Below are 26,426 nucleotides of genomic sequence, written 5' to 3'. Positions count from 1 at the left end.
TTCCCTAATACATAAGATAAATTACGTAATCATTTCATTTCTATTTATTTTATAATGTATTTAGGTAAATTTTATTAATAATAAAAAGTGGGAGTGATTGAAATGGATCGAACGGACAAAAAGATACTTTCCTTGCTGGAGAATAATGGGCGCATGTCCATGAAAGAACTGGCACATGAAGTTTCCTTAACGGCTCCAGCAACGAAAGAACGTGTGAATAAATTAGAGGAAAGCGGTGTGATAAAAGGATATAAAACCGAAATATCCCTTGAAAAACTTGATAGGAGCATAACGGCATTCATATTATTCGAAACGGATAGATGCAAAGACTTTTATCAATTTAGCTTGAATCATCCGGAAGTACTGGAATGCCACCGGTTAGCAGGTCAATACAGTTATTTGATTAAAATAAGTACATTTTCCATGGAAACGCTGGAAGACTTCGTTGATGAAGCCATTAAATATGGGAAATCGTCCACACATCTGATATTTTCTTCCGCAACGAAAAATGTTTTTTCAGGAGAGGAGATATAATCGGTTTTTACCCATCTACTATCCATATTTTTAATATAGGGGCAATCAGCAGGAAAAAGCTCCACCCATATAGAAAGTAAATAGTAACAAAAATCACAGTTGAATGTTCAAAAGGGGAGTGGAGAAGAGTGAGTTTTGTTTATGATGAAGATAAAATAATGGAATTCCTTTTACAGAATAAAAGTGAGTTTGAAGAATATCTTTTATCAGCAGCGGTCAATGTCAGGGATAAAATCGAAGAAATCCTTCTGATTGGAAATGTCGACCTTTTGAATAATGCACATAAGCTCGTCCGTTATATAGTGGAACTGAATGAAACGGATTTGATTGCCTTTGCCGAACAAGAGGGAGTTACGTGGGCAACCCACTCCTTGACGCTTTCATTCAAGCTGGAATGGATTCAGGCCCTTCGCAGAACGCTTTGGACGTTTCTCTATAAGTTTGAACAAGAAAAGGAAGCGTTTATTGAGGATTCCATAGTATTTTTTGAATTAGAGAAAAAAGTGAATGAAAAGGTTGATGTTTTTCTAAAATCCTTTTTCGTCAGTTATTCCGATTATAAAGACAAATTGATTCTCGCTCAGCAAAACTTGGTGGAAAATCTATCCGTCCCGATCATTCCCGTCACTCCCACCACCTGTGTCCTTCCGTTAATTGGGACAATCGATTATTCACGAATACAGATAATAGAAGAAAAAGTATTGATGGAGATAGGTAAACTGCGGATACAGACCTTGATCTTGGATTTGTCCGGTATCATCGAAATGGAAGTTGAAATGATCAATGATTTGATGAAAATTCTCGATGGAACGGCAATGATGGGGTGTAAGGCTGTGGTGACTGGATTACGCCCAGAGGTTGTAACGAAAATGATCCGTGCAGGAATTCAGCTCGATAATAAAGCAGAGACCAAGGGTACGCTGCAACAAGCCTTGAAGGACTATCTTGTAGTCACCTAAAATCGTGAAGTTGGAGTCGCCAGGTTTTGGTGACTTTTTTTTGTGGGTAATTTGGAATATAAAGGAAGTTTATTTACAGTTTTATCTTATTCAAATAAGTAAATGGAATGGGGAAAGGATGCTCCGAACAGAATCTGATCTTGGTTCTAGAAATCCGCCCCCTTTACGCCGGTTGACTGCCAAGCCCTCATCAATGCAGGCATCTCGGGGGTCTTGGCTAGCCAGTCATTCGGCAGGAGTGTCGCGAAGAACCCTTCAAAGAGGCTTCAGCAAGGAATAGACATATGTATCATGAGGGATACCGTTTTGGTAAATATAACTCCTTAATATTCCTTCCTGGATGAAGCCCAGCTTAAGCAAGAGCTCACTTGATGGCTTGTTTTCCAGGAAAACGACCGCGCCGATTCGGGTTAAATCAAGGTCGTTGAAACCGTAATCGATAATTTCTTTAAGAGCTTCTGACGCAAATCCTTTCCGCCAATGTGCTGGATGGATTTCATAACCAATTTCTGCCCGTCTGTATTTGGGACTGTGGGCATGAAAACCGATGGTACCAATCAATTCCTGGGTATCTTTTCTTTCGATTCCCCATCGGATTGCTCGTTTTTCAAGATGGTTTTTCGCAAAAGACGCTATGATATCCTTCGCCTGTTCGACATTTTCCAATGAATCCTGCCCATAAAAGCGGGTGACTTCATCTTTGGATAAGCATTGGAAAACAGCTTGCGCATCACTTTCACGAATTTCCCGAAAGCATAACCTTTCCGTGTTCAATACAGGAAACATGTTATTCCCCCCTCATAATATCAGTTTTACATCTATTCGGCCTCCGCGATGGTTTTTCCTTTATTATGAAGCGACTATTTTGCGGGTATTTTCGGTGGTAATCGGACAAGCTAACAATAGTTCAACATAAATAGCTTTGAATGAAGGGGAGATAGATCATGGGAAAAAAACATCGTAACCGTATTGCTTCACCGAAAAAGAATAACCATATTCCGAAAGCGGACATCATTGCAGAACATGAAGCACACGGTAAGGAATATTCCGCTAATAAACGAAAGAACGGCCCTGGGTCCAATACAGATTGAGTAAACTTAGTGACCGCTCTTGCCTTAAAAGGCAGGGCGGTTGTTTCTTGCCACCAAAGGGTTCATCCTATATCTTAAAGAATGAAGAAGCATTGAAGGGAGTTAGGATGATGAAAGCACTTGTCTTTGATGATTTCGGCGGGCCGGAAGTTCTGTCTGTAAGGGAAATTGCAGAACCTGAACATTCAAAATCAGCCGTGATCGTTCGAATGAAAGCAATCGGATTGAATTTTGCTGATGTATATAGAAGGAAAGGGAATTATCATTTGGTGGGTGATCCCCCATTCATTCTAGGTTATGAGGGGGCAGGGGTCATCGAATATGTCGGGGAAGATGTCCATCATGTGAAAGCCGGTGATCGTGTCGGGTTCGCTGATGTTCCCCATGCCAATGCGGAGCTGGTTTCAGTTCCAGCTGATAAGCTGTTACCGCTGCCAGAGGGCATTTCCTTTGAAACGGCCGCATCCGTTTTACTTCAAGGATTGACTGCCCAATATTTAACTCATGACAGTCATCAAGTTAAAGAAGGAGAAACCATTCTGGTCCATGCAGCTGCCGGTGGAGTCGGTCAATTACTGACACAGATGATCAAGATGAAGGGCGGTCGGGTCATTGGCTTGACCTCATCAAATGATAAAGCGGCGGTTGCCAAACAAATGGGTGCGGATCATGTTTTCCTTTACGGTTCGGACTGGGTGGATTCCATCAAGGATGTAACCGGCGGTGAAGGCGTTGATGTCGTTTATGAATCAGTGGGCCAAACCTTGATGGATAGTTTCGAGGCGACCAAGACTGGAGGAACGGTTGTATTTTTTGGGATGGCAGGCGGTGATCCGGAGAAAATCGATCCAAGAATGCTAATGGATACATCGAAAGCATTAATAGGTGGAGACCTTTGGAATGTCCTGACCACCCATGAAGAACGGGCAAGAAGAACAGCAGAGCTGTTTCAATGGATTCTGTCTGGGGAAATCCTCATCAAAGAACCGACTCTTTTCTCTTTGGAAAATGGGGCGGATGCCCATAGACTTCTTGAAAGCCGGAAAAGTTCTGGGAAAATATTATTAATGCCATAACAAGTCATGAGGGCTTTCCATTTTAAATGGGGCCCATTTCTTTTACCGTATAGCGGCCTGCCTGGATTCAACACCTTATTCATACTAATGTTCAAAACCTTTTTCAGTTCCTTTATATAGACCCATTCTTAGACCCTTAGAATAACTCCGCATAAATGCCCTTGCCCATGCAGGGGTCATGGCTTGCCGTCAAAAAAAACTGCTGCCCAAGTTCCCTTATCCACAAAATCCATATGCAATACACGAATTCAGGGGAGAAATCCACAATGGCCAATCACCAAATCACAATCGTCATTCTGCAATTCACAGCCGTCCATCGTTACAAGCAAAAAAAGAGAACGGATCCGTTCTCTTGGAAAACAAATGACCTATTAAAAGGTTTAAACCGGATGATTTTTTAAGAGGAAATGGGGAGAACGCCGAGACGCTCCTTTTGGATCGCGAAATAGGATTGGAGGGTTTCCTTTTTCTTAGTGAGAGGGAAGTTCCGGACAGCCGGGGCCACAGCATGATTGCCGAATTTAAGAATCAAGGTCAACAGCTTGTCCAACTGGTCATATGTATCGTTTCTAATGCGCATTATATATTCGGCCGCGGCCTGCTTATCAGCATCGGTACTTTTCCTTTTTCCATCTGCCCGGAATTCTTCTGTCACTGACTTTACACGGGAAATGAGCCATGTTTCGCACCAGTCGTTCAGCACATGACGGATGAAGTCTGCTTGATGGTACTTTTGGAGAATGGGCTTGATATGTTCTGCCATTTCCAAATCATTCACTTCCCGGCAGAGAGCTTTCTCCGAGATGTTTCTATGAAAATGAACGCGTTCAAGCAGGCTTTTGATGGATTCCGCCTGGTGGGCATACTTGACCATCTGTTCCAATGCTTCATTGTACATGATCTTGCTTAAATAGGCAGAGGCTTGTTTGGGGGCAAGAAGTAACTGCTCATTGGCAGGAATCGCCTGGCCAAATTTCTTAAGAGAATGAGAATAGACGAAACGGGCTAACTTCTGCAGTTCCATTTGGATATCATTGGAGATGTTTGTCGTTTCCTGCAGAAATGAACGGAAAATATATTTGCCTACCCGTTCCAATTCCCTGCATACAGAATCATTGATATGCCCAAGGTAGCCAGAGTCAAAAATCGTTCTCCGCAACCATGTCCGTTCCGACCTATTTTCCTTATACTGCTCCAAGACGCCTTCTGTAAAGGTGAATACCAGGATTTCTTTCTTTGAAAAAGCCCTGCTAGCAAAAGAAATCGTCACTACATGGCCTAAAGCGGCATGGATGGCATCGACTGCATCCAATAAGCGCTTCCTCGTGAATGGCGAGTTGGAATCAGGAACGATTTCATTATAATCGAATAGAACTTCTTCAGACTTCAAAACAGACATTCGGAAAGCGCCCATGAGCAGCAGCCGTTTTCCATGAATCGTTAAGGTTTTGAAAGCATCGCAATAAAAGAAACGGTATTTCTTGCAATAACGGTCCGCCTTCCTGTTAAAGCCAAGATTACTTGCAGGACCAAGGTTAAACTTATATAAAATATCATCACCTTGATGGACGGGCACAAACACTCTTTTTAGTGATCCTTGTGGTGCGGTGAATTTATTGATGATCTGCCTTAAGTACTTTTCTGTCGTTCCGACCCCTCGGGCCATCATATGAAGCGGGCTCTGGATGACCCCATCCCAATCACTGTGGAGCAAGGCGTACAAACACGTATCGAATTCAGTGGAAGATACATTCCTTAATAGGTATTGGTAAGTTTCTTCGTAAATCATAAGGCTTCGCCCCCCCCTTTTGGCATCCAACCTATTCTAGAGTCTATATAAACATTAAATCGATAAAAGTAGCATCGTTGGAGCAAATAATATTGGTAGTTCTTTTACGTTATTTCGATATATTTAAAAAATAGTAAATTAGTTGTACAAAAGTGATAAAATGGGCAAATGGGAACATACATGACAAGGAGAGATTTTTAAAACCATGATAATTTCATTACTCGTTTTCATCTTGAAAGGAATTTTATTGAAAATGCCATTTGCCATATTGGGACTTTCCTTGATTCCGCAGAGATGGACAAACGCAATCACCAAAAAGGAGATACCTTTTTTCATTGAACAGGTGCTGAGACTTTTAGTTTCTGCTGCCATACTTTTTTTCGTTATTGATATCATGCTGCTGGATCTCACTCCCGCTGCATTCTTTTCGAGTTTTGCCATTATACTTGGGCTCATTCTCATCATCGATTCAAGAATTTATGTGTACAGTGCCAGTGAATCTTCTAGCACCCGACGGAATCGGAGGGGAAATGAAACAGCAAAGCAATCGAAAACACCTTGGAACGTACATTTCAACAGTTTGATAGGTGTCGTTTTGATATTAGCATGGGTCATCATGCTGTTTTACCCCATCAATTTTGCCGCTGATCTGCATGAATTGGCGAAGGTCGATAAGAAAAAAGAGCTGGAAGAAGTTCAAGATATAAAAACCATGCCGCTTGTTACTGTGAAAATGGCTGACGCAAAAGGCGATGCAGCGATTAATAAAATAGAAAATGCATCATATTTCACTGAAGGTGAATACCGATTAACCAATATCAATGATGAATTGGCTTATACATCACCCATTGAAATGGACGGATTTTTGAAAGCCGGGAAAGCGGAATACACGCCAGGTTATAATCTGATTTCCGCCGTATCGACGGATAAAGGGGCAAGTACTGTCAAAGGGAAGATGCTGTATGCTCCCTCACAGTATCTCGATCATGATTTGGAAAGAACCATCCGCAAGGCATATCCGAATAAAATCATCCATGATTCATATTTGGAACCGAACGAAGATGGAAAGCCTTTCTTCGTTGCTTCAGTCGGACATTATTTGAAATACCGCAGCGGTCCCGTAGTGGACGGGGTGGTATTGGTGAATCCGGAAACGGGGGACACGAAATACTATCCAAAAGGAAAAGAACCTAAATGGGTAGATCGGACATTCACATTGGAAACAGCCCTGGAATATTGGACCTACTGGGGGAAATATGTTCACGGGTGGAAAAACCAGTCCTTGATTGGGCCGAAGAAAGATGTCCTGATTCCTAATGAGGATAATATGCAAGTTACGTTTAACGAAAAAGGCGAATTGATTTATGTAGTGGACTTTACCCGGGCTAAATCAAAAGGCAACTCCAAAACCCTTGTAGGTTATGGTGTTTTCAATGCCAAAACCGGTGAAATGACATACTATAAAGGCGTCACGTCCGTTCTGACTGGAAAGGAGGCAAAATCCAACGCAAATGCGAGTGAGTTTTTGTCTAAATATCCAGGCTGGAAAGCCACTAATGGAATTTTCTATACGATTTACGGTGCTCCCACATATGTGATTCCGGTTACAAAGGGCAGCAAGTTCCAAGGTGTGGCGATCGTTTACGCCAATAGCGATAATCCCCAAGTGGTCTTTGGGAAAACGAAGGACGAAGCTTTCCGCAATTATAAAAAACTGATTGCCTCTTTAGGGAAAGTGAGCGGTGTGACGCCTCAAAAAGGATTTGAGATGAAAGAAATAAAGGGGAAGGTAATAAGGATCAATGATGCCAATCTCTCAAATGGATACGTATTCCATTTGATCGTCGAAGGCAATTCCAAGAGGTTCTCGGTGGACCCAGGTGTCAATGCGCTTTCTGACATCGTGTTGACGAATGTAGGGGACCGGGTTGTGCTGAAGGTGATGGATATGGAAGAAGACATCGTTCCAGTCGATGAATTCACTAATCTGGACTTACCGAAGAAATGATAATGGCCCAGGTGGATACCTGCTTGCCGTCTTAGATATAAAACATGAAAAAAAAGCATTGTTATCAGCAATGCTTTTTTTCATGTCTTCGAATGATAGTCATTATAAGTCCGATAGATTGAATGAATGGATGGATTCCATATAATATCCTTTTTGAATGACGGCTTTTATTGCGAAGTGCCCATTTATCCGTTTCCGCACCCGGTACAGCAGTGAAGCGATTTCTTCTGCCGTCACAATTTGCTCGGGATCACCGACTCTCTCCGGCCATACTTGCTGGACAATCTCTTCCTTTGAAATAAGGTTGTCCAAATTTTCATAAAGCAGCTTAAAGCAATTGAATTCCTTTGTCGGCATTTTTATGGGTGCTTCTTCATTGATGATCACGGTCTGAAGGTGCTCATTGATAGTGACGGTTTGCAGGAACTCGGGGTTCACCGGAGTGAAATCCCGTGTTAAATCGTTATCGATGGAAATCATGAATTCAATCAGTCCATTGATCAAAGTAATCGAATCCCCCGGTTCAATGCGACAGGGATTGCCCGGCACGAGCCGCATCTGGTTCACCGAGGTACCGTGTTTGCTTGCCAGATCCTCAATGAAGAGCTGTCCTTCCTCCATATAAATCCGGCAATGTTCCCTGGAAACGAAGTCATTGTAAAGTTTGAAATCAGCCTTGGAGTGCTGGCTTGCACGGCCGATCAGCAAGCTTTTCCCTTCAAAAACATAAGCGAATTCCTCGGTTTGGCCTTTGTGCAAGGCTCTTAATACAACCTTGAAAGTTTTATAGATCATTCACTTCATACCCCTTAAAAAGTCTGAATATTTAAATTATTTTTATGGATTTATCATTTTGGCTACATGGCTGTTTAGCGGGTTCAATTTTATAATTATAAATTATCAGTCGCTTACTTACTAACGAAAAAATGAAAAAATGCAAATTAGGCACAAAGCCATTATAACAAAGTGAAATGAAGGATGAAGAAGAAACTCTATTTTTGCTGATGTACGCTTTGACTGTGGGAGAAATGCTTCCTCAAAGCCGGCCAGGCAGCACCGGAAGAAGTTTGCGATGAAAATGTACCTTACGCTTGTGGAAAAGGAGTTGACCAAAGGTGAGTATGTGGAGAGATAGGATAAATGCCTTCAGCATCCTGCTGATGATCATTAGTATGATAGTATATATTATTTTTCCCCAGCCCTTTACCCTCATTCTGTACTGTATATTTGGCATTGCCTTTATCAGCCTGACTTTACTGAATTAAGCATATCCTTGAATGGAAGAGGGATGCAAGAGACGAAGTGGGAAGGAAGAAGACAGAAAAGGTGGGGAGGCATTCTGAAAACATGAATCCTCCACACGATAGATGAAATAAAAAAAGCCTGCCGAATCAACGGCAGGCTTCAGACTGTAGACAACTTTCAAGAAAGGGAGTTTGCCTACAGTTTTTTTCTTCGAAAAACGTGCCAGTTGATTTCAGAAATCCACTCCCTTTCCGCCGACTATCTGCCAAGATTCATTAAAGCAAGCGTCTGTGGTCTCGTCTAGCCAGTTATTCGGCAGGAGTAATATTGAAAAAAAGAGGCCATCCTTTTTGGACAGCCCCCTTTCCGCTAATTATGAGAATACTGCAATTTTACGTGCGATGGATTCTGTTAAACGAGATGCTACTTTTGGAACAGCCCATTTAATAAGTGGTGTTAACACCGCACCAGATAATCCTCCTGCATGGACTTCCACCGTACAAGTCATTAGTGTTTCACCATTAACATCCTCTGCAGTAAAGTGACCGCTTCCTGTAAAATTATCTGATAAACCTTTTAGTTCAAACTTAATATTTGAAGGTTCATTCCATTCGGTAATATCTACCTGCGCTTGTATGGTTTTTTTAATACCTTTCACACTACCTTCAAATGTCCAAATAGATTGCTTGTCATTTATGATTTCATGTTCTTTATAGGCTGGTACTGTCGTTGCCCATTTTTCGAGATCACTGACATAATCCCAAACTGCTTGTACATCTACTGGAACTACTACTGTATGCGTTCCCGTTGCCATTATGATCCCCACCTTCACTATGTATGAATTGTAACTTTCCATTTACAAAATAATTATTACATAAAAAGCATAAACTTACATCACTAATTATACATAACTTTCCTTCTTCCCATCCTCCACAATCTGGCCCTTTAACGGAACAACTCCATTTTCAATCAACAGTTCATTAATGCACCTTTAAATTCAGATGTATCTCTGCTTACCTATCCTTTTATACTCCTTATATATAATGTGTGACATTATATTTAAACATTTTCTTGCCTTTTATTAAAACATTAAGGGTGCCTGCTTTCCTTCATTCTAAGGGACCGATGAGGATATTGGCGCTTTACACAATCGTCTTATCGACCTGGGAGTTATCATGGATTTAACGCTACTTTAAAAGAGCCATTTTTATGCAGAAACGGTATAATTAATTGTTAGAGGTAGACATTAAAAAATGGACTGCAACTGAGTTTTAAACCGTGTTTTAACTGAATCTTGAGGGAACGAACCTTTATACAAAAGTCAAAATAAGAAAAGGAGAAAACATGACTAATGAAACAGGATGGAATTTAGACAATAGCTATGCGCGTCTTCCGGAAAAGTTTTTCACGAGCACGAACCCGACTCCTGTACGTTCACCGGAGTTGGTCATTCTCAATGAGAGTTTGGCTGGAACTCTTGGTTTGGACGTGAAAAAGCTACAAGGCGAAGATGGCGTGGCGGTGTTTGCCGGAAACGAGGTTCCTGAAGGTGCTTCACCCCTTGCACAAGCATATGCTGGGCATCAATTCGGTCATTTTAACATGTTGGGGGACGGCCGGGCGATATTGCTTGGCGAGCAGGTCTTGCCAGAAGGCGAGAGGGTCGATATCCAGCTGAAGGGTCCAGGAAGAACGCCGTACTCCCGCGGGGGCGATGGCCGGGCTGCACTTGGACCGATGCTGCGCGAATACATCATCAGCGAGGCGATGCACGGACTCGGCATTCCTACCACCAGAAGTCTGGCTGTCGTGACGACAGGTGAAACGGTAATCCGTGAAACCGGGCTGCCTGGTGCCATCATGACCCGTGTGGCTTCGAGTCATCTTCGTGTCGGAACCTTTCAATTCGCTGCAAAATGGGGCACGCTCGAGGAACTCCGGACACTTGCCGACTATGCCATTAAGCGTCATTTTCCAGACATTGAAGCCGATGAAAGCCGTTATCTCTCGCTGCTGCAGGAAGTGGTCAAGCGTCAGGCAGAGCTCATTGCCCAATGGCAGCTGGTTGGCTTCATTCATGGGGTGATGAACACTGACAACATGACAATCAGCGGGGAAACCATCGATTATGGCCCTTGTGCCTTCATGGATGCCTATGACCCTGCAACGGTATTCAGTTCAATTGATAGACAAGGCCGCTATGCCTATGGCAACCAGCCGGTTATTGGGGGATGGAACCTTGCGCGATTCGCTGAATCCTTATTGCCGCTGCTGCATGATGACCAAGATCAGGCCGTAACACTGGCACAAGATAAGATTTCCGTTTTTAATGATCTGTATCATGCTAATTGGTTAGCGGGAATGAGGGCGAAGTTGGGGATATTCAACGAAGAGACTCAGGATGAAGCCCTTATTAATGGCATCCTCAGCATGATGAAGAAGCATGGTGCCGACTATACCAATACCTTCCGTGCTTTGACCTTTGATAAAGTGGAGGATACGGTCCTTTTCGGTACACCGGAATTCGCTCAGTGGCAAGAGCTTTGGCAGGCGAGGCTGGGCAGGCAGAAGGAATCGAAAGAATCTTCGAATCAGTTGATGCAGGACAGCAATCCTGCAGTGATTCCACGGAACCACCGGGTGGAAGAGGCGTTGGAAGCTGCAGTGGAACAAGGGGACTACAGCGTGATGGAACGGCTTTTGGATGTTCTTGCAAAACCTTATGCACACTGCGAGGAACAAGCTGAATACGCCGCATTGCCTGAATCAACAAAGCCATACCGGACCTTTTGCGGTACCTGATTATAAAACATGCATGTATGAATGAGCTCCCGGGATTGAATGGATTCTTTGTCAACTTCAATCCCGGGAGCCATTTTTGTTTATTTAGTAAAAAAGTTTTGTTTGAAGAATGTCCAGGGCACGGTCAATATCCGCTAAATCTTCCTTTGATGCATGCTGCAGCCGGCTTTGGAAACGGGATTCCACGATTGCAAAAGCCTCGTTCATCATCATTTCCCCCTCTTTGGAGAGGCGGATGCATTGTTTCCGTCTATCTTCCGAATCACTTATTTTTTCGATTAAATTCTTTTCGCTTAATTTTTTCAGTTCACGGCTCGTGTTAGGCATGGAAATGTGCTGACAGTCACTGATTTCACTTGGTGTGACAGGCTGGCTGACTGTTATATATTCAAGGATTTTATATTGTACCGGCGTGATGGAATCGGATTTGGCGTTTTGGGTCAATTCGTGTGTCACTTGATGTACGGAAGTTGTAAATGTGACCATTTTTTCAAAAAGAGCTTTTTTGTCCATAACTTTCACCTCTCTTGTGAAGATATCAAAAGTGTTATCAAAATACAACTATCATTTGACAACAAAAAAGTCACTGTTATATGATTGTTATCAAATGATAAGTAAATAGGGGGGTACGTCATGAACGTGCTGGTCATTTACACATATCCAAATCATGAAAGCTTAAGCCATGCTTTTTTAGAAAAGGTCATCAAGGGCAGTAAGGAGAACTCCAACATAAAGGGGCTGCAGGTATTGGATTTATATGAAGAGGGCTTTAATCCGCTCTTGGAGTTCAATGAGCATAAACGAAGGCGTAATATGCATCGTGATCCTCAGCTTGAAAAATATAGAAATCAAATTACCTGGGCAGACAAGATTGTCTTTATCTATCCAATCTGGTGGGGGAGGCCTCCGGCAATGCTGATGGGATACATTGATCAATTGTTTTCTGCGAATTTTGCTTACAGGGATAAAAAGGGATTGTTCCCAGAGGGTCTCCTAAAGGGAAAGTCGGTCGTATGTGTATCCACGATGAAGGGACCTGCAAAGTATCCGCTTCTCTGGTTGAATGATGCGCATAAAATCTTGATGAAAAGAGCATTATTCAATTTTGTCGGAATTAAAAAAGTGAAGTTTTTCGAATTCGGAAATATGGAAAGCCCAAAGGGGAAACAGATTCAAAAGCTAGAAAAGGTTTATCGGTATTTCAGAAAGGTGGCAAGCTAAGTTATTGCGAGTTAAAAAGAAGAACCCCATTCATAATGAATGGGGTTTGCAGTATTTATGGTTTGGTTTTCACGAACTTCCATTTGTTCTTGATGAGGGTAAGGATCATACAAATCACCAGGATCGTCAATGAAGCCAACCCGCTAAACCATATGCTTTGGAATTCACTTACATAAGGCTGGATGATGTATGAAGCCACAATGGCCAGGACTGCGCTTATCGGTATGTAATCAGCGACTTTCCCTTTGCTGAATACGATGACCAGGATTGGGGCCAGCAATGCCGAGTATATATTGCCTGAATAAAATAAGAGCTCTAATAGGTTTGGGGAATAGAAGATTGTAGCAACGAAAACCAATCCTCCAATACAGATTGAAAGCAGGCAGGCCAATCTTATTTTTTGCTGGTCATTTTTTTTTGTTTGTAATGGTTCAAGAATATTGGCTACGATCAGGCTTACCAATGAATGCAGGCAGGCGCCGAATGTTGAGGTGATTGCACTGAAAGCGCAGAGCACAAAAAGGATGAAAAAGAATGGTGTCGTTATTTTGTTTGCCAATCCATCAAGGATCGAGTGTATATCAGTGAAGCCGCCCGTAAAGATGACCATGATGAACAGGGATGAAAAGGAGAGCGGGAATATGATCCAGATAAGGCCGGATAAAGAGAATGTTAAGGGAACCTTTTTCATTTCCATCATGAATAATCGCTGCCATGATGTTAGGTCAAAGAAAAACTGGCCGAACCCGACAAGAAGTCCTGCTAAAAGAAAACTCCATAGATCATACTTATTGATTACGAGCATGTATGGATGGTATAAACGAATCCCATCATAAACAGGCTGAATCCCTTCCTTGACGAAAAAGTATAATGGAATCAAGATAACTGCGGCAAACATGAAGATGACTTGAAAAGCTGCGAATCCATGAATGAGCTTTAACCCGCCGAATCCAGCATAAAGGACGCAGAAAGCGAAAAAAAAGAACAACCCGACATAGAGCGGTGTATCGAAAAGAAACTGACATAGGGTGGACGCGGCCATTCCCTGAATGAATAGGATGTGAAAACTGGTTATGACCAGGATCACGATCAATATCCAATATCCGAGCGGGTGAAGCCGGGCTTTTAAATAGTCCCCGATGGTCAAACCCACGGGGAAATCCTGCCGAACCCTTTTCCCGATGAAGCTGAACATCGACAGGGCGATCGCTCCCATCAGTGCGTACCCGATCCCTCCGAAAACTCCATACTTCACCATCGATTCGGGGGAGGATAATATCGTGGTTCCTGTCACCCAGCGTGCCAGGAGGGAGATGATCCCTAAACCCATCCCGATTTGGATGGGGCCTTGTACGTATTCTTGAAATGTACGTGATCGCAATGTTCATTTTCCTTTCTCGCGGAACTCCTTGGGCGTGATTCCCTCTATCTTCCGGAATAAAGTGCTGAAATAATGCTGGCTATTGAAACCCGAGTTTTCAGCGACGTCTGATATGCTCCAGCTGGTGTTATTGGTCAGGGCCCTTTTAGCGGCCTTTATTCTATAGTGCATTAAATATTCCGAAAAGGAAGTTCCGACTTCTTCATGGAATTTCCTGCTTAAATAAGTCGGATTGGTATGCACTTCACGAGCGATGTCCGAAAGGGAGAGTTTTTCGGCATAATTTTCATGAATGAATGAAAGCGAATGGTGAATAAGGGTTGAATAGTTATGGGAAGATTCACTTTTGTCATACTTGGCCAGGACTTTATGCAAATCACTTTCTATGACAGGTTTCGTTAAATAATCAACCACGCCTATCCTGATGGATTGCTGGGCATAATCGAAACTTTGATGTGCGGTCACCATTATGATTTCGACTTCTTTGTTCAGTGCCCTTAGGTCTTCGCCAAATTCAAGACCAGATCGCCCCGGTAGATTAATATCCAGGAAAGCGAGGTTGATTTTATGATTTTGATTGAGGGTCAGTGCCTGACAGGCATCAGCAGCTTTGTGAAACTTCCAAAAAGGGTATATGGACTGAATCATATATTCCATTTGTTCAAGGACCAATGGTTCGTCATCAACTAATAATACATTCATTCCGGCTCCGCCTCCTCCAATTTCTTATCAAAAACCAGTGGCCATGATACCTCTACCTTAGTTCCCGATTCATTAGAAGCTATATTCAATTGTGCACGGTCATTAAAATACAAATATAGACGTTTTTGGATATTATCCAGGCCATGGCCGCCTTCGTCCGTAACGGAAGATTCATTTCCCATTAATCCATTGTCCGCCACTTCCAGATATACCATCTGCGAATCCAGATGGAAACGGATATGCAGCAGGGCTTCACCCACTTTTTTTTCCAATCCGTGTTTAAACGAATTCTCCACCAATGTCTGGAGAATGAAGGGTGGGACCAATGCGATTGATAATGGTTCTGGGCACTCCATGTCAATCTTGAGCCGATCACCGAAGCGAAGGGTCTGGATGTCGAGATAATGTTGGGTATACTGGATTTCCTGGGAAAGGGGGATCAATGGTTCTGATGCTTTATATTTGAATTTCAGGAATTGCGAAAATGCCTCTAATGCCCGTATCAATTCAGCCGTCCTGTTCAGGCGGGCCAAGCCCAGTATGACATTCAGTGTATTGAACAAAAAGTGTGGCTGGATTTGCTGGTTCAATTTATTATACTGTGCTTCCTGCAGTGCTTGCTCCAGGCGGATCTCTTTGTTTTTATTTTCAAGAAGGTCGATCCTTTTCTCGAATATGAATAGAAATAAAAGAGCGATAGCTCCCATGATGGGAGCTAAAATGAAGAGCATGATAATTAATGTGAATCCTTCGTAACTTAGCATGGTGAACCTCTGCTGGTTATATTTTTAAATAACTTGAATTATTCTGTTTATTAGTATCATACTAAAGACCCCTCCGGAAATCTACAGCTTATGACACAATGTGACAAGCCACTTGATGGTTTTGTGCGGATCTTTTTAGTTCAGGCAGCTGTGTTTTGCAGATATCCTGTACAAAAGGGCACCGTGTATGGAAGCGGCAGCCGATTGGAGGGTCGATGGGTGAGGGGACATCACCCGTCAATAGGATCCGTTCTCTTTCATGCACAGGATTCGGTACTGGGATGGCCGATAGCAATGCCCTTGTATATGGATGCTGCGGCTGTTCGAAAATGGATTTTTTATCGGCTATTTCGACTATCTTTCCGAGATACATGACCATAACCCGATCCGAGATATGCCTGACCACGCCTAAATCATGTGATATGAAAAGAAAGGTAAGGTCGAACTGGCGCTGTAAGGATTTTAATAAATTCAGCACTTGCGCTTGAATGGAGACATCCAGTGCAGATACAGCTTCGTCACATATGATCAATTTTGGGTCCACTGCAAGAGCCCGCGCAATGCCGACCCGCTGTCTCTGGCCGCCGCTGAATTCATGCGGGTATCTTTCCATGGACTCCGGTCTCAGCCCGACATGTCCCAATAATTCTTCAATCCGGCTCTTCCGGTTTTCTTTAGGTACTACATTTTGGATGGCCAAAGCTTCTCCGAGAATTTGGCCGATCGTCTGTCTCGGGTTAAGGGAGGCAAATGGATCTTGAAAAATGACTTGCAGATCCTTCCTGGTACGCCTCATTTCCTTTTTTCCTAAACTCAGTAAATCCTTATCCTGAAAGTGAATGCTCCCGCTTGTTGGTTCATCCAATCGAAGGATGGCCCTTCCGGTAGTCGATTTTCCGCAGCCGGATTCGCCGACTATGCTTAAGGTCTCGCCCTGATGGATATCGAAGGTAATGTCATCGACGGCTTTTACATGATTGATGGTTCTTCCGAAAAACCCGCCCTTGATCGGAAAGTATTGTTTCAATTGATCCACTTTAAGCAGAACCTTTTTCTCTGCAGCTGGTACACCCATCATTAAATTCCCACCTTCTCTTGAGCGTCATATTCCTTCTCCCATTGAGGGGTGAACATCCAGCAGCTGACCTCGGTGCTTGGGCCGATAGCTTGGAGATCCGGTACAGCCTGTTCACAAATGCCCCTCGCATGTGCACAGCGGGGAGCGAAGCTGCAGCCCTTGGGCATGTTGTAAGGACTTGGAACGGTCCCGGGGATTGTAGTCAGTTCTTCCTGGTCCATATCCAGACGCGGGAGGGAGTTCAATAAGCCAATCGTGTATGGATGTTTTGGGTTTGTGAATATTTCCTTGGCCAAAGTGTATTCGACGATTTTTCCTGCGTACATGACGGCAACCCGATCACAGGTTTCATATACGACACCCAAATCATGAGTGATCAAAATGACAGCCGTCCCGAAATCCTTTTGCAGCGTCTTGATCAGTTCAAGGATTTGGGCTTGGATCGTCACATCCAGTGCTGTTGTAGGTTCATCCGCTATTAGAACCTCAGGGTGGCAGGCAAGTGCCATGGCAATCATGACCCTTTGCCTCATTCCGCCGCTTAGCTCATGCGGCTCCTGTTTTGCCCTTTTTTCGGGTGAGGGGATGCCGACGAGCCGAAGCATGTCGACCGCTTTATTCCATGCTTCCTTTTTTCCCAGCTTTTGATGTAGCCGGATCGCTTCTGCAATTTGCTCGCCCGCTGGATATACGGGATTCAACGATGTCATCGGCTCCTGAAATATCATCGAAATTTCATTCCCGCGTATGGACCGCATCTGCTTTTCAGACTTCGTAAGCAAATCCTCCCCTTTAAAAAGGATGCTGCCACCGGCAATCTTGCCGGGGGGCGATGGAATGAGCCTTAATAATGATAGCGATGTTATGCTTTTCCCGCTTCCGGACTCCCCGACGATTCCAAGCGTTTCCCCTTTATTAAGGGAGAAACTGATTCCGTTGACCGCTTTACTCGTTCCTTCGTCCGTGAAAAAGTGGGTTTGCAGATTTTTTACCTCCAGTATTTTATCATCAACCTGTTTCATCATCATACCTCCTTAGTTCAAGTCTATTCTTTTGTTAAAGTATCGATAGAGGACATCCACTGCCAAATTCATGAATACGAAGATAACGGAAGCGATGAGGACCCCGCCTTGGACCATCGGCAAATCCCTCGTTCTGATTGCATCGACTATCAATCTCCCAAGTCCATTGATGGCAAAAACGGACTCTGTCAATACTGTGCCGCCAAGGAGTGCACCGAACTGGAGGCCAACGACCGTAATGACGGGGATAAGCGCATTTTTCAGGCCATGTTTATAAATGATGATATATTCTTTCAATCCTTTGGCTCTTGCGGTCCGGATGTAGTCCTGGCGAACGACTTCAAGCATGCTCGACCTGGTCATCCTGGCGACAATGGCCGCTCCGCCGGCCCCAAGGGTTATGGCTGGGAGTATCATGTGGCTGAAAGTTCCCCAACCTGAAACCGGAAACAAATGAAGGTTCACGGAAAAGAAGTAGATAAGCATGAGGCCCAGCCAAAAACTAGGTAACGAGATTCCCAGTAAAGCAACGATCATGATGGAAATGTCAGCTGCCGAGTATTGCTTGGTGGCCGAGATGATTCCTGCGATCATTCCAAGCACGACCGTTATGAAAATGCTTGCAAGTGCCAGTTCAAGGGTGATGGGCAAACGGACCATGATTTCGTCCAAAACAGGGCGGCTGCTGCGGAGTGATTCCCCGAAATCACCTTGAACGGCATGAAGGACATAGTCGACGTACTGATAGAGGATTGGACGATCCAAGCCAAGCTCATGCCGCAGCGATTCAATCGTTTCTTTAGTCGCTCCTTCACCTGCAAGCAGTGTCGCCGGATCTCCCGGGACCATTTGCATGATGAGGAACACAACAAGACTTACTCCCAGTAATACCGGTATGGTTTGAAGTACCCGTCGGATAATGAATACGAACATTTTCTCTCCTCCTTATTTTTTCATTCTTGGATCCAGGGCATCTCTAAGTCCATCCCCGAAGATGTTGAAACCAAGTACCAGTGTTGATATCGCTATCCCCGGAAACAAAGCGATGTGGGGGGCGCTAAACAAATAATCCCGACCGCTGCTCAGCATCGCTCCCCATTCTGGAGAAGGCGGCTGGGCTCCCAGTCCCAGAAATGATAATCCGGCTGCCGACAGAATGGCCGTTGCCAGACGTAATGTGGCTTGAACGATGACGGGTGATAGAATATTCGGAAAAATATGCTTGCATATGATCGTGATGTCGGTGGCTCCCAATGCACGAATGGCATCGATATATTCCAGCTTCCTGACTGACAATGTGGAACCGCGTACAATCCGGGCGAACATCGGTATGGAAAAGACGCCGACCGCTACCATTACATTGATTAAACTTGGACCAAGGGCACTGATGATGGCAAGAGCTAGCAAAATTCCCGGGAAAGCCAGCAGAACATCGACAATCCTCATGATGACGGTATCGATCCATTTTCCGTAATACCCGGCTGTTAACCCAAGGAGTATCCCAATGAACGCCCCGAAGAATACAGAGACAAACCCGACCGTCAATGAAAGCCTTGTCCCATATAATAATCTGCTTAAAATATCCCTTCCCTTATCATCCGTACCCATCAGATGTTCGGCCGATGGAGGCTGGAGTTTGTTGACTAAGTCAATTTCATACGGATCCTGCGGTGAGATCAAAGGTGCAAAGATAGCCAATAAAATATAAAAAATTACGATATACCCGCCTACCAATGCCAATTTATTTCGTTTGAATTTTTTATAAAAGGCTTTCCAGTGTCTTAGTTTCGGAGATTTTCTTTCGTTTACATTCAATTCGGTATTATTGATTACGACCTCTGGCTTCATTGGACTTCCTCCTTTTCTTTCATTCAATTTATTCAAAAAAGGAATTGAAGTAAATATGATGCGGAAAAGCAGTAAAGATAATTAAAAAATGAGTAAAGATTCTGAAAATATAAAATTTTATTTTTTTTTATAATTTACAGTAAGCCCGATGTACCCATAGCTGAAAGTTACTTGGAGAAACAAAGGGAGGATGAAAAGGGAGGAAATAGAATGAGAAAAGGTATGATTGGGTTGCTTTTTGCCTCTTTATTAGGCATCTCATCCGTTTTATCAGGGTGTGCAACAGAACAAACCGGCAGCAAGGAAACAGAGGAAAAAGCGAAAGAAGGAGGAACGCTGATCGTCGCGCGATTATCTGACGCGACCACCTTGGACCCTCATTTCATAACAGACATTCCATCGGCAAACGTCATTTATGAAAAGGTTTATCAAACATTGGTCGTTCCTGACAAAAACATGGATCCTAAACCGCTGCTCGCAAAAGAGTGGAAACAGCTGGATGATGTCACGTGGGAGTTTAAATTGCAGGAGGGAGTCAAATTCCATGATGGGGCCCCATTCAATGCCGAAGCGGTGAAAACCAATTTCGACAGGATACTGGACCCGGCAACAGCTTCTCCTCAGGCTGGTAAATTGGAAATGATCAAGGAAATTAAAGTCGTTGACGAAACGACCGTACAATTCAAGCTGAAATATCCTTATGCTCCGCTGTTATCGATTTTAGTAAGTAATGAAGGAAGCATCATCAGCCCTAAAGCGATTAAGGAAAATAGTGACAAACTAGCTCAAAACCCCGTTGGGACAGGGCCATTCGTTTTTAAATCGTGGAAGCCTGGTGAAGAAATCACACTTTTGAAAAACAAGGATTACTGGGGGGACAAGCCTAAGATCGATGGGGTGGTATTCAAGGTTGTCCCTGAAGATGCCACGAGGATTGCGATGATTGAAACGGGTGAAGCACATGTGACAGATCAAGTGCCAGTGACGGAGATTGATAGGATCGAAGCTTCGGGCACGATGGATTTATATCGCACGGAGGGACTTGCCGTTGAATACTTAAGCTTCAATGTTAAGAAAAAACCTTTTGATGATGTGCGGGTCCGCAAGGCGGTCGCTCATGCCATCGAGGTGGATTCCATTATCAAAGGGGTTTATAACGACGTCGGTACGAGGGCAAATTCAACAATGAGCCCAAAGGTGTTTGGATATGATCGGGATATAAAAGGCTACGACTATGATATTAATGAATCGAAGAAGCTCTTGACTGAAGCGGGGGTAAAGGATGGTTTGGAGTTTACACTGACGACGAGTGATCGTAAGGAAAGGATCAATATGGCCGAGGTGATTCAATCCCAGTTAAAAGGAATCGGAATCAAGGTCAAAATTCAAGTCCTTGAGTATGGGGCTTACATTGATGCGACAGCCAAGGGCGAGCACCAGGTAGCGATAGGCGGCTGGGGCAATGCTACCGGTGATGGAGATTATAATCAATTCAATCTTTTCAATAGCAAATCCCAAGGTGCTGCGGGAAATAGTTCATTCTACAGTAACCCGGAAGTGGATAAATTGATTGAACATGCACGTAAAGAATCGGACGGCGATAAACGTAAGGAACTGTATTCCAAGGCACAAGCCATTGAAAGGGAAGAAGTTCCATATGTTCCGATCCGTAACTATGAGCACTTGGCCGTATATGGCGGGACGGTTAAAGGACTTTGGCTGAATCCGGCAAATTATTTAATGCTTGATGACGTAACCGTGAAGTAGGAATTCATCACAAAAGGAAGGCAGCATAAGGATGTTATGCTGTCTTCTCAATTAGGAGGGGAAAATATGATAGATTTACTGCTAACCCATGGGACCGTGATAACCATGGATCAAAACAGGAGAATTCTGCCGGATGGCGCCGTCGCCATACATCAAGGAAGGATTTTAGCCGTTGATTCAAGCGAAAAACTGAAATTGCAGTATGAGGCTGTAAAAGTCATCGATTGCAGCCATCAATGCATATTGCCGGGATTGATAGATGTTCATGGGCATGGGGGACATTCCATGTTCAAAACGATCGCAATGGAAAATATCGATTTTTGGATGCCCATCATGACGAATGCGTACAAGCATTTTGTTACAGATGACTTTTGGTACTACGAAGGAAAGCTATCCTCCCTTGAGAGATTAAAGGCTGGCGTGACAACCGGTGTGAGCGTGTTAGGTTCCATGCCGCGGTCCGATGAACCCATTTTTGCACTCAATCATGCAAAAGCATACGCCGAAGTGGGAATCAGGGAAGTGGTATGCACGGGTCCTTGCAACCCTCCATGGCCCCATTCATTCAGCAGGTGGATCGACGGAAGGAGAGTGGTGAAGGAAGTTACCTATGAAGAGGTGCTGCAGGGGGCGGAAGCTGTAATCGAGGCGCTGAACCATGCGAATGAAGACCGCACGAGAGCCTTCATTACGCCATTTGTCATCGTGACATCGGTGGATCCCTCCAATCCCACATCTCCTGACAGGCTTTATGGGCTGAATGATCATGACCTTTATCAAGCGAAGAAAATAAGGGAGATTGCCAGGAAATATAATACACGCATTCACTCTGATGCCTTTGGCGGGATGATTCATTTGGCGATACAGGATAAGGAAAATGCCCTATTGGGTCCAGATGTCCATTTACAGCACTGTCGGGGCATTTCCTTCGATGAGGCAAGAATACTGGCAGAAACAGGTACCAACGTCAGTGCATCACCTGGATTTGGCCAGGTTCATGCCCGTACCCCGATAACTGAATTATTGGAGATGGGTGCAACTGTGGCAATCTCCACGGATGGGACATCCCCTTCCACAAGTTTCGATATGTTTCAGGCAATGAGGAAAACACAGTTTGTTCACCAGGCAGCGCTTAGGGACTACTATTATTTACCGCCAGGCAAGCTGTTGGAAATGATCACGATAGATGCTGCGAAATGCATTGGCTGGGATGATGAAATAGGCTCCCTTGAGATCGGGAAAAAAGCGGATGTCATTACGGTCAATCTGCATCAGCCTCATCTGACCCCTGAATTCATGCATGTTCACCGGCTTGTATTTCAAGCAGTGGCGAATGATGTGGAGCATGTCATCGTGGATGGGAAATTGATCATGGAAGGGAGGAATGTACGGACGGTCCATGAAAGTACAGTCCTTGATGAAGCGAATGAGGAGGCCTTTTCAACGATTAAGCGTGCGGGGCTCGAAAAGTATATGCAACCGACGAAATATTTCTGGGGCCATGCCAGGGCATATGTAGATGAAAAGCGATATGACGAACGAGAAGACGCTGCCGCGATGGTGAAAGGGGAATAAGATGAAAACCAAGCTTAAAGGAAGATATGTAATTGGGTATGATGGATGCGATCATGTCATTTTGGAAAACGCGGAAATCGTTTATGAAAAAGACACGATTCTGTATGTCGGAAAAAATTATCCAGGGGAAGTGGACGAGGTAATGGATGCCGGTAACGCCATTATCAGTCCCGGGTTCATAGACTTAAATGCATTAGGGGACATTGACCATGATATTTTACATTTTGAAGCGGATGCCGACAGACAGAAAAACCTTCTCTGGTCAGAGAATCATATAAAAAGCGGACATCCTGAATTAATGACCGAGGAAGAAGAAGCGTTTAAATCACTATATGCTTGTTCACAACTCATCCTTCATGGCGTGACGACGGCGATGCCCATTACTTCCGTTTTTTATAAAAGCTGGGCTGAAACCTATGATGAATTGGCAGCTGCGGCAGAACATGCAGCTGGCTTGGGGTTAAGGATATACCTTGGCCCGAGTTTCCAAACAGGAATGAGGGTCGTCCAGCCTAACGGGAATATTAAACTGCATTGGGATGAAAAAGCCGGGGAAGCGGGATTACGGAAAGCGGTCGAGTTTGTGGAAAAATTCGATGGTGCTTATGAAGGCATGGTCAGAGGGATGCTTGCCCCAGAACGTATAGAGTCCCAAACGGCAAATCAATTAAAACAGATTAAATATTACAGCGAAAAATTGGACGTACCCATAAAGCTGCATGCTGCACAAGGACGTTTTGAATTCAACACCGTCTGGAATGCCCATCAAGTTACACCGATCAGATATTTATACGACCTTGGATTTCTCGGTCCAAGAACAGGGATCCCGCATGCCCACTTTGTTTCAGGATATAGTAAAGCGAAATATGGACAGGGTGATGACTTGGCATTGCTTGCTGAAACGAACACAACGGTGATTCATTGCCCTCTGATCATCGGGAGGCATGGGGAGGCACTGGAATCTTTTGCTAAATATAAACGTGCTGGGATCAATATAGCCCTTGGAACGGACACATTCCCTCCGGATATGTTCCAGAACGTCAGGACGGGCAGCATGCTCTCACGGATGGTGGAAGGAGAAACGGAAGGCTCTGTCTATGCCGATTTCTTTCGGTCAGCCACACTTGATGCGGCCGCTTTTCTTGGCAGGAACGATTTAGGGCGCATCGCAGCGGGGGCCAAGGCGGATATCATCGCGATTGACTTGGACGGTTTTCATATGGGGGTGATCGATGATCCCATTCGGACCATGTTCGTAAGCGGGTCGGGGAGGGACGTTAAATTATCGATCATAAATGGAAAGGTAGTCATGAAGGATCAAATAATCCCCAATCTGGATCTAACGGATATCAAATATAAGGGCCAACAATATTTTAAGAAGATGAGAAGAGGATATATGGAAAGGGATTATCAGGAGCTTCCCGAGAAAGAATTGTTTAAGCCATCATTCAAGGTCGTGGAATCGATAAGCGGGACCGAAGCGATTCATGACAACAAGTAAAGAAAATGAAAAACATAGTAAAGATATTCGAAAAAAATAGTCAGAATATTTCCTATAATTAGATAAATATTAAAAAACGAAATTGGGAGGTAGAAGACCATGGGGTTAAAACGTGGGACAGGTAAGCTTTTTCTAGTCATGATCATGGCTATCATCATTACGGGCTGTTCTTCTAACAATGACGTAAACACAACGGCAAGTGATCCAAACCGGGCATCAAACGAAGGGGGGACATTGGTCATTGCCCGCTTATCCGACGCTGAGAATCTGGATCAGCAGTTCATGTCCACGATTAACGCCGCTAGCGTCACTCACCATAAAGTCTATGAAGGTCTTGTTCAACGGGATGAGAATAGTGAGATACAGCCTATGCTAGCAGAAAAATGGAAGCAAATAAATGACACGACCTGGGAATTCAAGCTTAGGGAAGGTGTAAAGTTTCATGATGGCACGCCATTTAATGCAGACGCAGTAAAAAGGACGTTTGATCGACTTTTAGATCCGAAGGTCGCTTCTCCGAGGGCGGTCGTGTTCGAAATGGTAAAAGAGGTGAAACCGGTTGATGAATTTACCGTGCAATTCATTTTGAAGGAACCTTTTTCCCCTCTCCTTTCCATATTGGCGAATCACGAAGGCGGAATCATCAGTCCGAAAACGATTGAAAAGTATGGCAAAAAGATCATCCAGGAACCGAATGGAACCGGTCCTTTCGTTTTTGATTCATGGTCCCCGGGCCAGGAAATCACATTGACGAAAAACGACAGCTATTGGGGAGACGAGCCAAAAGTGGACAAGGTCATCTTCAAGGTCGTCCCGGAAGACTCCACGAGGATATCGATGATTGAAACCGGTGAAGCGCATATTGCTGAGCCTCTTCCTGTAGCGGTCATGGACCAGGTTGAATCTTCACCGGCAATGGATGTTTACCGCAGTGAAGGGTATGGTACCGAATATTTAGGGTTCAATGTCAATAAAGAACCGTTCAATGATGTAAGGGTCCGTAAAGCCATCGCCCATGCCATTGAAATGGACTCGATCATCAAGGGTGTCTTTAATAATGTGGGAGTGAAGGCGAACTCCTTGATGGGCTCTAAAGTATTCGGTTACAACGAAGAACTCGAAGCCTATGATTACAACCTGAAGGAAGCGAAGAAACTGATGGCCGAAGCCGGATATTCTGAAGGCTTGGATGCAACCATCCTGACAATGGACAGTAAAGAAAGAGTCAACTTGGCCGAGGTCCTGCAATCCCAACTAAAAGGTATCGGGATTAATTTGAAGGTACAGGTGATGGAGTACGGTTCGTTCGTGGAACAAGTGAATAAAGGGCAATCGGAAATGTTCATCATCAGTTGGAGAAACGCGACAGGGGATGCCGATTATAATCAATATAATCTATTTCATACGGAATCACAGGGAGCGGCAGGAAATACATTCTTTTACAGCAATCAGAAGGTTGATCGTTTAATAGATGCCGCCAGGAAGGAAAAAGAAGAAGGCAAACGCAAAGAACTATACGCAGAGGCACAGGAAATCGAGATGGGTGACACCCCGTATATTCCTGTAAGGGTCATAGAAAATGTTGCTGCAGTCGCTAAAGAAGTAAAAGGATTTTCAATCAGCCCTTCAGGCTACCTGGAAATAAATGAAGTCACGATAAAGTGATGGGGAGATAAGACGAAAGGGGTTTGGTAAACGTATCATTCATCAAATGATGTTCCCGGTCGAAAAAAATTAGTGGACGGTCGAATACTGTGCTCCGACTCTTTGGTTTTTTACTGTAATCCTCATTGGATTGAAGGAGCGAGACTTCTGCCGAATAACTGGCTAGCCAAGACACCGCAGGCGCTTGCTTCGATGCGGTGTCTTGGCAGACAGTCGGCGGAAAGGGATTTTAAAGCAAAGTTGATTGGAACGGAAAGCGAGTGCCCTACGTTTCAATCAACGTCTACAAAAGAAAGGGAGCGGATCTTTGAAATCAATTGAACTTTTTAAATGAAAAACGGCAGGCAAACTGAGTTTTCATAGAATTGTCTCCAGTCTGAAAGGGGTTCATCCAATTT

Annotated in this window: 25 protein-coding genes; 13 read left to right on the top strand and 12 right to left on the bottom strand. The window is 44.0% G+C overall.

The features are described 5' to 3' along the window. Positions 1-102 precede the first annotated feature (102 nt). Together QNH43_RS22670 and QNH43_RS22665 are read left to right on the top strand one after the other, a co-directional pair. Positions 103-534 (top strand): Lrp/AsnC family transcriptional regulator, encoded by a 432-nt coding sequence (locus tag QNH43_RS22670; protein WP_283915791.1) that lies wholly within the window; start codon positions 103-105, stop codon positions 532-534. 128 nt (positions 535-662) lie between these two features. Next, positions 663-1,493: an STAS domain-containing protein gene (locus tag QNH43_RS22665; RefSeq protein ID WP_283915790.1), complete on the top strand. Its 831-nt coding sequence runs from the start codon at positions 663-665 to the stop codon at positions 1,491-1,493. Positions 1,494-1,748: 255 nt separating this feature from the next. Here QNH43_RS22665 and QNH43_RS22660 read toward each other — a convergent pair whose 3' ends face one another. Further along, positions 1,749-2,279 (bottom strand): GNAT family N-acetyltransferase, encoded by a 531-nt coding sequence (locus QNH43_RS22660; protein ID WP_283915789.1) that lies wholly within the window; start codon positions 2,277-2,279, stop codon positions 1,749-1,751. Positions 2,280-2,437: 158 nt separating this feature from the next. Between QNH43_RS22660 and QNH43_RS22655 the strand changes: the two genes are divergently transcribed. The 3 genes from QNH43_RS22655 (at position 2,438) to QNH43_RS22645 (ending at position 4,061) form a co-directional block, all read left to right on the top strand. Next, entirely contained in the window at positions 2,438-2,584 is a 147-nt protein-coding gene (locus QNH43_RS22655; RefSeq protein WP_100298038.1) for a hypothetical protein, read from the top strand. A gap of 110 nt (positions 2,585-2,694) precedes the next feature. Further along, a complete protein-coding gene (locus tag QNH43_RS22650; RefSeq protein ID WP_283918427.1) occupies positions 2,695-3,660 on the top strand; it encodes a quinone oxidoreductase family protein in 966 nt (321 codons plus the stop codon). Between the two features lie 266 nt (positions 3,661-3,926). Then, the gene (locus QNH43_RS22645) at positions 3,927-4,061 is read left to right on the top strand and encodes a hypothetical protein (RefSeq protein ID WP_283915788.1); all 135 of its coding nucleotides are present in this window, start codon (positions 3,927-3,929) and stop codon (positions 4,059-4,061) included. Here the strand turns inward: QNH43_RS22645 and QNH43_RS22640 are convergent. Beyond that, positions 4,058-5,449, bottom strand: a complete 1,392-nt coding sequence (locus tag QNH43_RS22640) for a hypothetical protein (RefSeq protein WP_283915787.1) — start codon at positions 5,447-5,449, stop codon at positions 4,058-4,060. The two genes, QNH43_RS22645 and QNH43_RS22640, sit on opposite strands and share 4 nt — an antisense overlap. A gap of 205 nt (positions 5,450-5,654) precedes the next feature. Here QNH43_RS22640 and QNH43_RS22635 point away from each other — a divergent pair, with 205 nt between their 5' ends. Further along, the gene (locus tag QNH43_RS22635) at positions 5,655-7,457 is read left to right on the top strand and encodes a hypothetical protein (protein ID WP_283915786.1); all 1,803 of its coding nucleotides are present in this window, start codon (positions 5,655-5,657) and stop codon (positions 7,455-7,457) included. Positions 7,458-7,559: 102 nt separating this feature from the next. On the opposite strand, the gene QNH43_RS22630 is transcribed toward QNH43_RS22635, so the two are convergent. Both QNH43_RS22630 and QNH43_RS22625 read right to left on the bottom strand, forming a co-directional pair. Beyond that, entirely contained in the window at positions 7,560-8,252 is a 693-nt protein-coding gene (locus QNH43_RS22630) for an FHA domain-containing protein (RefSeq protein ID WP_283915785.1), read from the bottom strand. 823 nt (positions 8,253-9,075) lie between these two features. Further along, positions 9,076-9,516: an SRPBCC family protein gene (locus QNH43_RS22625; RefSeq protein ID WP_283915784.1), complete on the bottom strand. Its 441-nt coding sequence runs from the start codon at positions 9,514-9,516 to the stop codon at positions 9,076-9,078. A gap of 530 nt (positions 9,517-10,046) precedes the next feature. Here QNH43_RS22625 and QNH43_RS22620 point away from each other — a divergent pair. Beyond that, positions 10,047-11,504, top strand: coding sequence for a protein adenylyltransferase SelO (locus QNH43_RS22620; protein WP_283915783.1), 1,458 nt, complete (start codon positions 10,047-10,049; stop codon positions 11,502-11,504). Between the two features lie 84 nt (positions 11,505-11,588). Here the strand turns inward: QNH43_RS22620 and QNH43_RS22615 are convergent, their stop codons facing one another. Beyond that, entirely contained in the window at positions 11,589-12,017 is a 429-nt protein-coding gene (locus tag QNH43_RS22615) for a MarR family winged helix-turn-helix transcriptional regulator (RefSeq protein WP_283915782.1), read from the bottom strand. Positions 12,018-12,137: 120 nt separating this feature from the next. Here QNH43_RS22615 and QNH43_RS22610 point away from each other — a divergent pair, with 120 nt between their 5' ends. Next, positions 12,138-12,725 carry an NAD(P)H-dependent oxidoreductase gene (locus QNH43_RS22610; protein WP_283915781.1) on the top strand — a complete coding sequence of 196 codons (588 nt, stop codon included), beginning with the start codon at positions 12,138-12,140 and terminating at the stop codon, positions 12,723-12,725. Between the two features lie 55 nt (positions 12,726-12,780). Here QNH43_RS22610 and QNH43_RS22605 read toward each other — a convergent pair whose 3' ends face one another. From QNH43_RS22605 to nikC, 7 genes are all read right to left on the bottom strand, one after another. After that, positions 12,781-14,106, bottom strand: a complete 1,326-nt coding sequence (locus QNH43_RS22605) for an SLC5/6 family protein (RefSeq protein ID WP_283915780.1) — start codon at positions 14,104-14,106, stop codon at positions 12,781-12,783. 3 nt (positions 14,107-14,109) lie between these two features. Beyond that, positions 14,110-14,808 carry a response regulator transcription factor gene (locus QNH43_RS22600; RefSeq protein WP_283915779.1) on the bottom strand — a complete coding sequence of 233 codons (699 nt, stop codon included), beginning with the start codon at positions 14,806-14,808 and terminating at the stop codon, positions 14,110-14,112. Then, entirely contained in the window at positions 14,805-15,572 is a 768-nt protein-coding gene (locus QNH43_RS22595; RefSeq protein WP_283915778.1) for a sensor histidine kinase, read from the bottom strand. Before QNH43_RS22595 ends, QNH43_RS22600 begins: the two co-directional genes overlap by 4 nt. Positions 15,573-15,660: 88 nt before the next feature. Further along, positions 15,661-16,650 carry an ABC transporter ATP-binding protein gene (locus QNH43_RS22590; protein ID WP_283915777.1) on the bottom strand — a complete coding sequence of 330 codons (990 nt, stop codon included), beginning with the start codon at positions 16,648-16,650 and terminating at the stop codon, positions 15,661-15,663. Then, complete coding sequence (locus tag QNH43_RS22585) at positions 16,650-17,672, bottom strand: ABC transporter ATP-binding protein (RefSeq protein ID WP_141994077.1); 1,023 nt, start codon at positions 17,670-17,672, stop codon at positions 16,650-16,652. Before QNH43_RS22585 ends, QNH43_RS22590 begins: the two co-directional genes overlap by 1 nt. A 12-nt stretch (positions 17,673-17,684) precedes the next feature. Then, positions 17,685-18,605, bottom strand: coding sequence for a nickel ABC transporter permease (nikB, locus tag QNH43_RS22580; RefSeq protein ID WP_034304259.1), 921 nt, complete (start codon positions 18,603-18,605; stop codon positions 17,685-17,687). A gap of 12 nt (positions 18,606-18,617) precedes the next feature. Next, positions 18,618-19,520: a nickel transporter permease gene (nikC, locus tag QNH43_RS22575; RefSeq protein WP_081395807.1), complete on the bottom strand. Its 903-nt coding sequence runs from the start codon at positions 19,518-19,520 to the stop codon at positions 18,618-18,620. A 210-nt stretch (positions 19,521-19,730) separates the two neighbouring features. Between nikC and QNH43_RS22570 the strand changes: the two genes are divergently transcribed. The 5 genes from QNH43_RS22570 to QNH43_RS22550 all read left to right on the top strand — a co-directional run bounded on the left by QNH43_RS22570 (position 19,731) and on the right by QNH43_RS22550 (position 26,349). Further along, entirely contained in the window at positions 19,731-21,287 is a 1,557-nt protein-coding gene (locus QNH43_RS22570) for a glutathione ABC transporter substrate-binding protein (RefSeq protein ID WP_283915776.1), read from the top strand. Between the two features lie 66 nt (positions 21,288-21,353). Further along, positions 21,354-22,862, top strand: a complete 1,509-nt coding sequence (locus tag QNH43_RS22565) for an amidohydrolase family protein (RefSeq protein ID WP_283915775.1) — start codon at positions 21,354-21,356, stop codon at positions 22,860-22,862. 1 nt (position 22,863) lies between these two features. Beyond that, positions 22,864-24,363, top strand: a complete 1,500-nt coding sequence (locus tag QNH43_RS22560) for a chlorohydrolase family protein (protein ID WP_283915774.1) — start codon at positions 22,864-22,866, stop codon at positions 24,361-24,363. A gap of 99 nt (positions 24,364-24,462) precedes the next feature. Continuing rightward, a complete protein-coding gene (locus QNH43_RS22555) occupies positions 24,463-26,028 on the top strand; it encodes a glutathione ABC transporter substrate-binding protein (protein ID WP_283915773.1) in 1,566 nt (521 codons plus the stop codon). Between the two features lie 72 nt (positions 26,029-26,100). Further along, positions 26,101-26,349: a hypothetical protein gene (locus QNH43_RS22550; RefSeq protein ID WP_283915772.1), complete on the top strand. Its 249-nt coding sequence runs from the start codon at positions 26,101-26,103 to the stop codon at positions 26,347-26,349. Positions 26,350-26,426 lie beyond the last annotated feature (77 nt).

This window comes from Peribacillus simplex, assembly GCF_030123325.1.
Taxonomy (GTDB): Bacteria; Bacillota; Bacilli; order Bacillales; family DSM-1321; genus Peribacillus; species Peribacillus simplex_D.
This window is presented reverse-complemented; position numbering and strand designations above follow the sequence as displayed.

Excerpts from the sequence above, each read along its gene's own strand:
- QNH43_RS22670 (WP_283915791.1), top strand. The coding sequence starts at position 103 with ATGGATCGAACGGACAAAAAGATACTTTCCTTGCTGGAGAATAATGGG.
- QNH43_RS22660 (WP_283915789.1), bottom strand. The coding sequence starts at position 2,279 with ATGTTTCCTGTATTGAACACGGAAAGGTTATGCTTTCGGGAAATTCGT.
- QNH43_RS22655 (WP_100298038.1), top strand. The coding sequence starts at position 2,438 with ATGGGAAAAAAACATCGTAACCGTATTGCTTCACCGAAAAAGAATAAC.
- QNH43_RS22650 (WP_283918427.1), top strand. The coding sequence starts at position 2,695 with ATGAAAGCACTTGTCTTTGATGATTTCGGCGGGCCGGAAGTTCTGTCT.
- QNH43_RS22645 (WP_283915788.1), top strand. The coding sequence starts at position 3,927 with ATGGCCAATCACCAAATCACAATCGTCATTCTGCAATTCACAGCCGTC.
- QNH43_RS22640 (WP_283915787.1), bottom strand. The coding sequence starts at position 5,449 with ATGATTTACGAAGAAACTTACCAATACCTATTAAGGAATGTATCTTCC.
- QNH43_RS22635 (WP_283915786.1), top strand. The coding sequence starts at position 5,655 with ATGATAATTTCATTACTCGTTTTCATCTTGAAAGGAATTTTATTGAAA.
- QNH43_RS22630 (WP_283915785.1), bottom strand. The coding sequence starts at position 8,252 with ATGATCTATAAAACTTTCAAGGTTGTATTAAGAGCCTTGCACAAAGGC.
- QNH43_RS22625 (WP_283915784.1), bottom strand. The coding sequence starts at position 9,516 with ATGGCAACGGGAACGCATACAGTAGTAGTTCCAGTAGATGTACAAGCA.
- QNH43_RS22620 (WP_283915783.1), top strand. The coding sequence starts at position 10,047 with ATGACTAATGAAACAGGATGGAATTTAGACAATAGCTATGCGCGTCTT.
- QNH43_RS22615 (WP_283915782.1), bottom strand. The coding sequence starts at position 12,017 with ATGGACAAAAAAGCTCTTTTTGAAAAAATGGTCACATTTACAACTTCC.
- QNH43_RS22610 (WP_283915781.1), top strand. The coding sequence starts at position 12,138 with ATGAACGTGCTGGTCATTTACACATATCCAAATCATGAAAGCTTAAGC.
- QNH43_RS22600 (WP_283915779.1), bottom strand. The coding sequence starts at position 14,808 with ATGAATGTATTATTAGTTGATGACGAACCATTGGTCCTTGAACAAATG.
- QNH43_RS22595 (WP_283915778.1), bottom strand. The coding sequence starts at position 15,572 with ATGCTAAGTTACGAAGGATTCACATTAATTATCATGCTCTTCATTTTA.
- QNH43_RS22590 (WP_283915777.1), bottom strand. The coding sequence starts at position 16,650 with ATGATGGGTGTACCAGCTGCAGAGAAAAAGGTTCTGCTTAAAGTGGAT.
- QNH43_RS22585 (WP_141994077.1), bottom strand. The coding sequence starts at position 17,672 with ATGAAACAGGTTGATGATAAAATACTGGAGGTAAAAAATCTGCAAACC.
- nikB (WP_034304259.1), bottom strand. The coding sequence starts at position 18,605 with ATGTTCGTATTCATTATCCGACGGGTACTTCAAACCATACCGGTATTA.
- nikC (WP_081395807.1), bottom strand. The coding sequence starts at position 19,520 with ATGAAGCCAGAGGTCGTAATCAATAATACCGAATTGAATGTAAACGAA.
- QNH43_RS22570 (WP_283915776.1), top strand. The coding sequence starts at position 19,731 with ATGAGAAAAGGTATGATTGGGTTGCTTTTTGCCTCTTTATTAGGCATC.
- QNH43_RS22565 (WP_283915775.1), top strand. The coding sequence starts at position 21,354 with ATGATAGATTTACTGCTAACCCATGGGACCGTGATAACCATGGATCAA.
- QNH43_RS22560 (WP_283915774.1), top strand. The coding sequence starts at position 22,864 with ATGAAAACCAAGCTTAAAGGAAGATATGTAATTGGGTATGATGGATGC.
- QNH43_RS22555 (WP_283915773.1), top strand. The coding sequence starts at position 24,463 with ATGGGGTTAAAACGTGGGACAGGTAAGCTTTTTCTAGTCATGATCATG.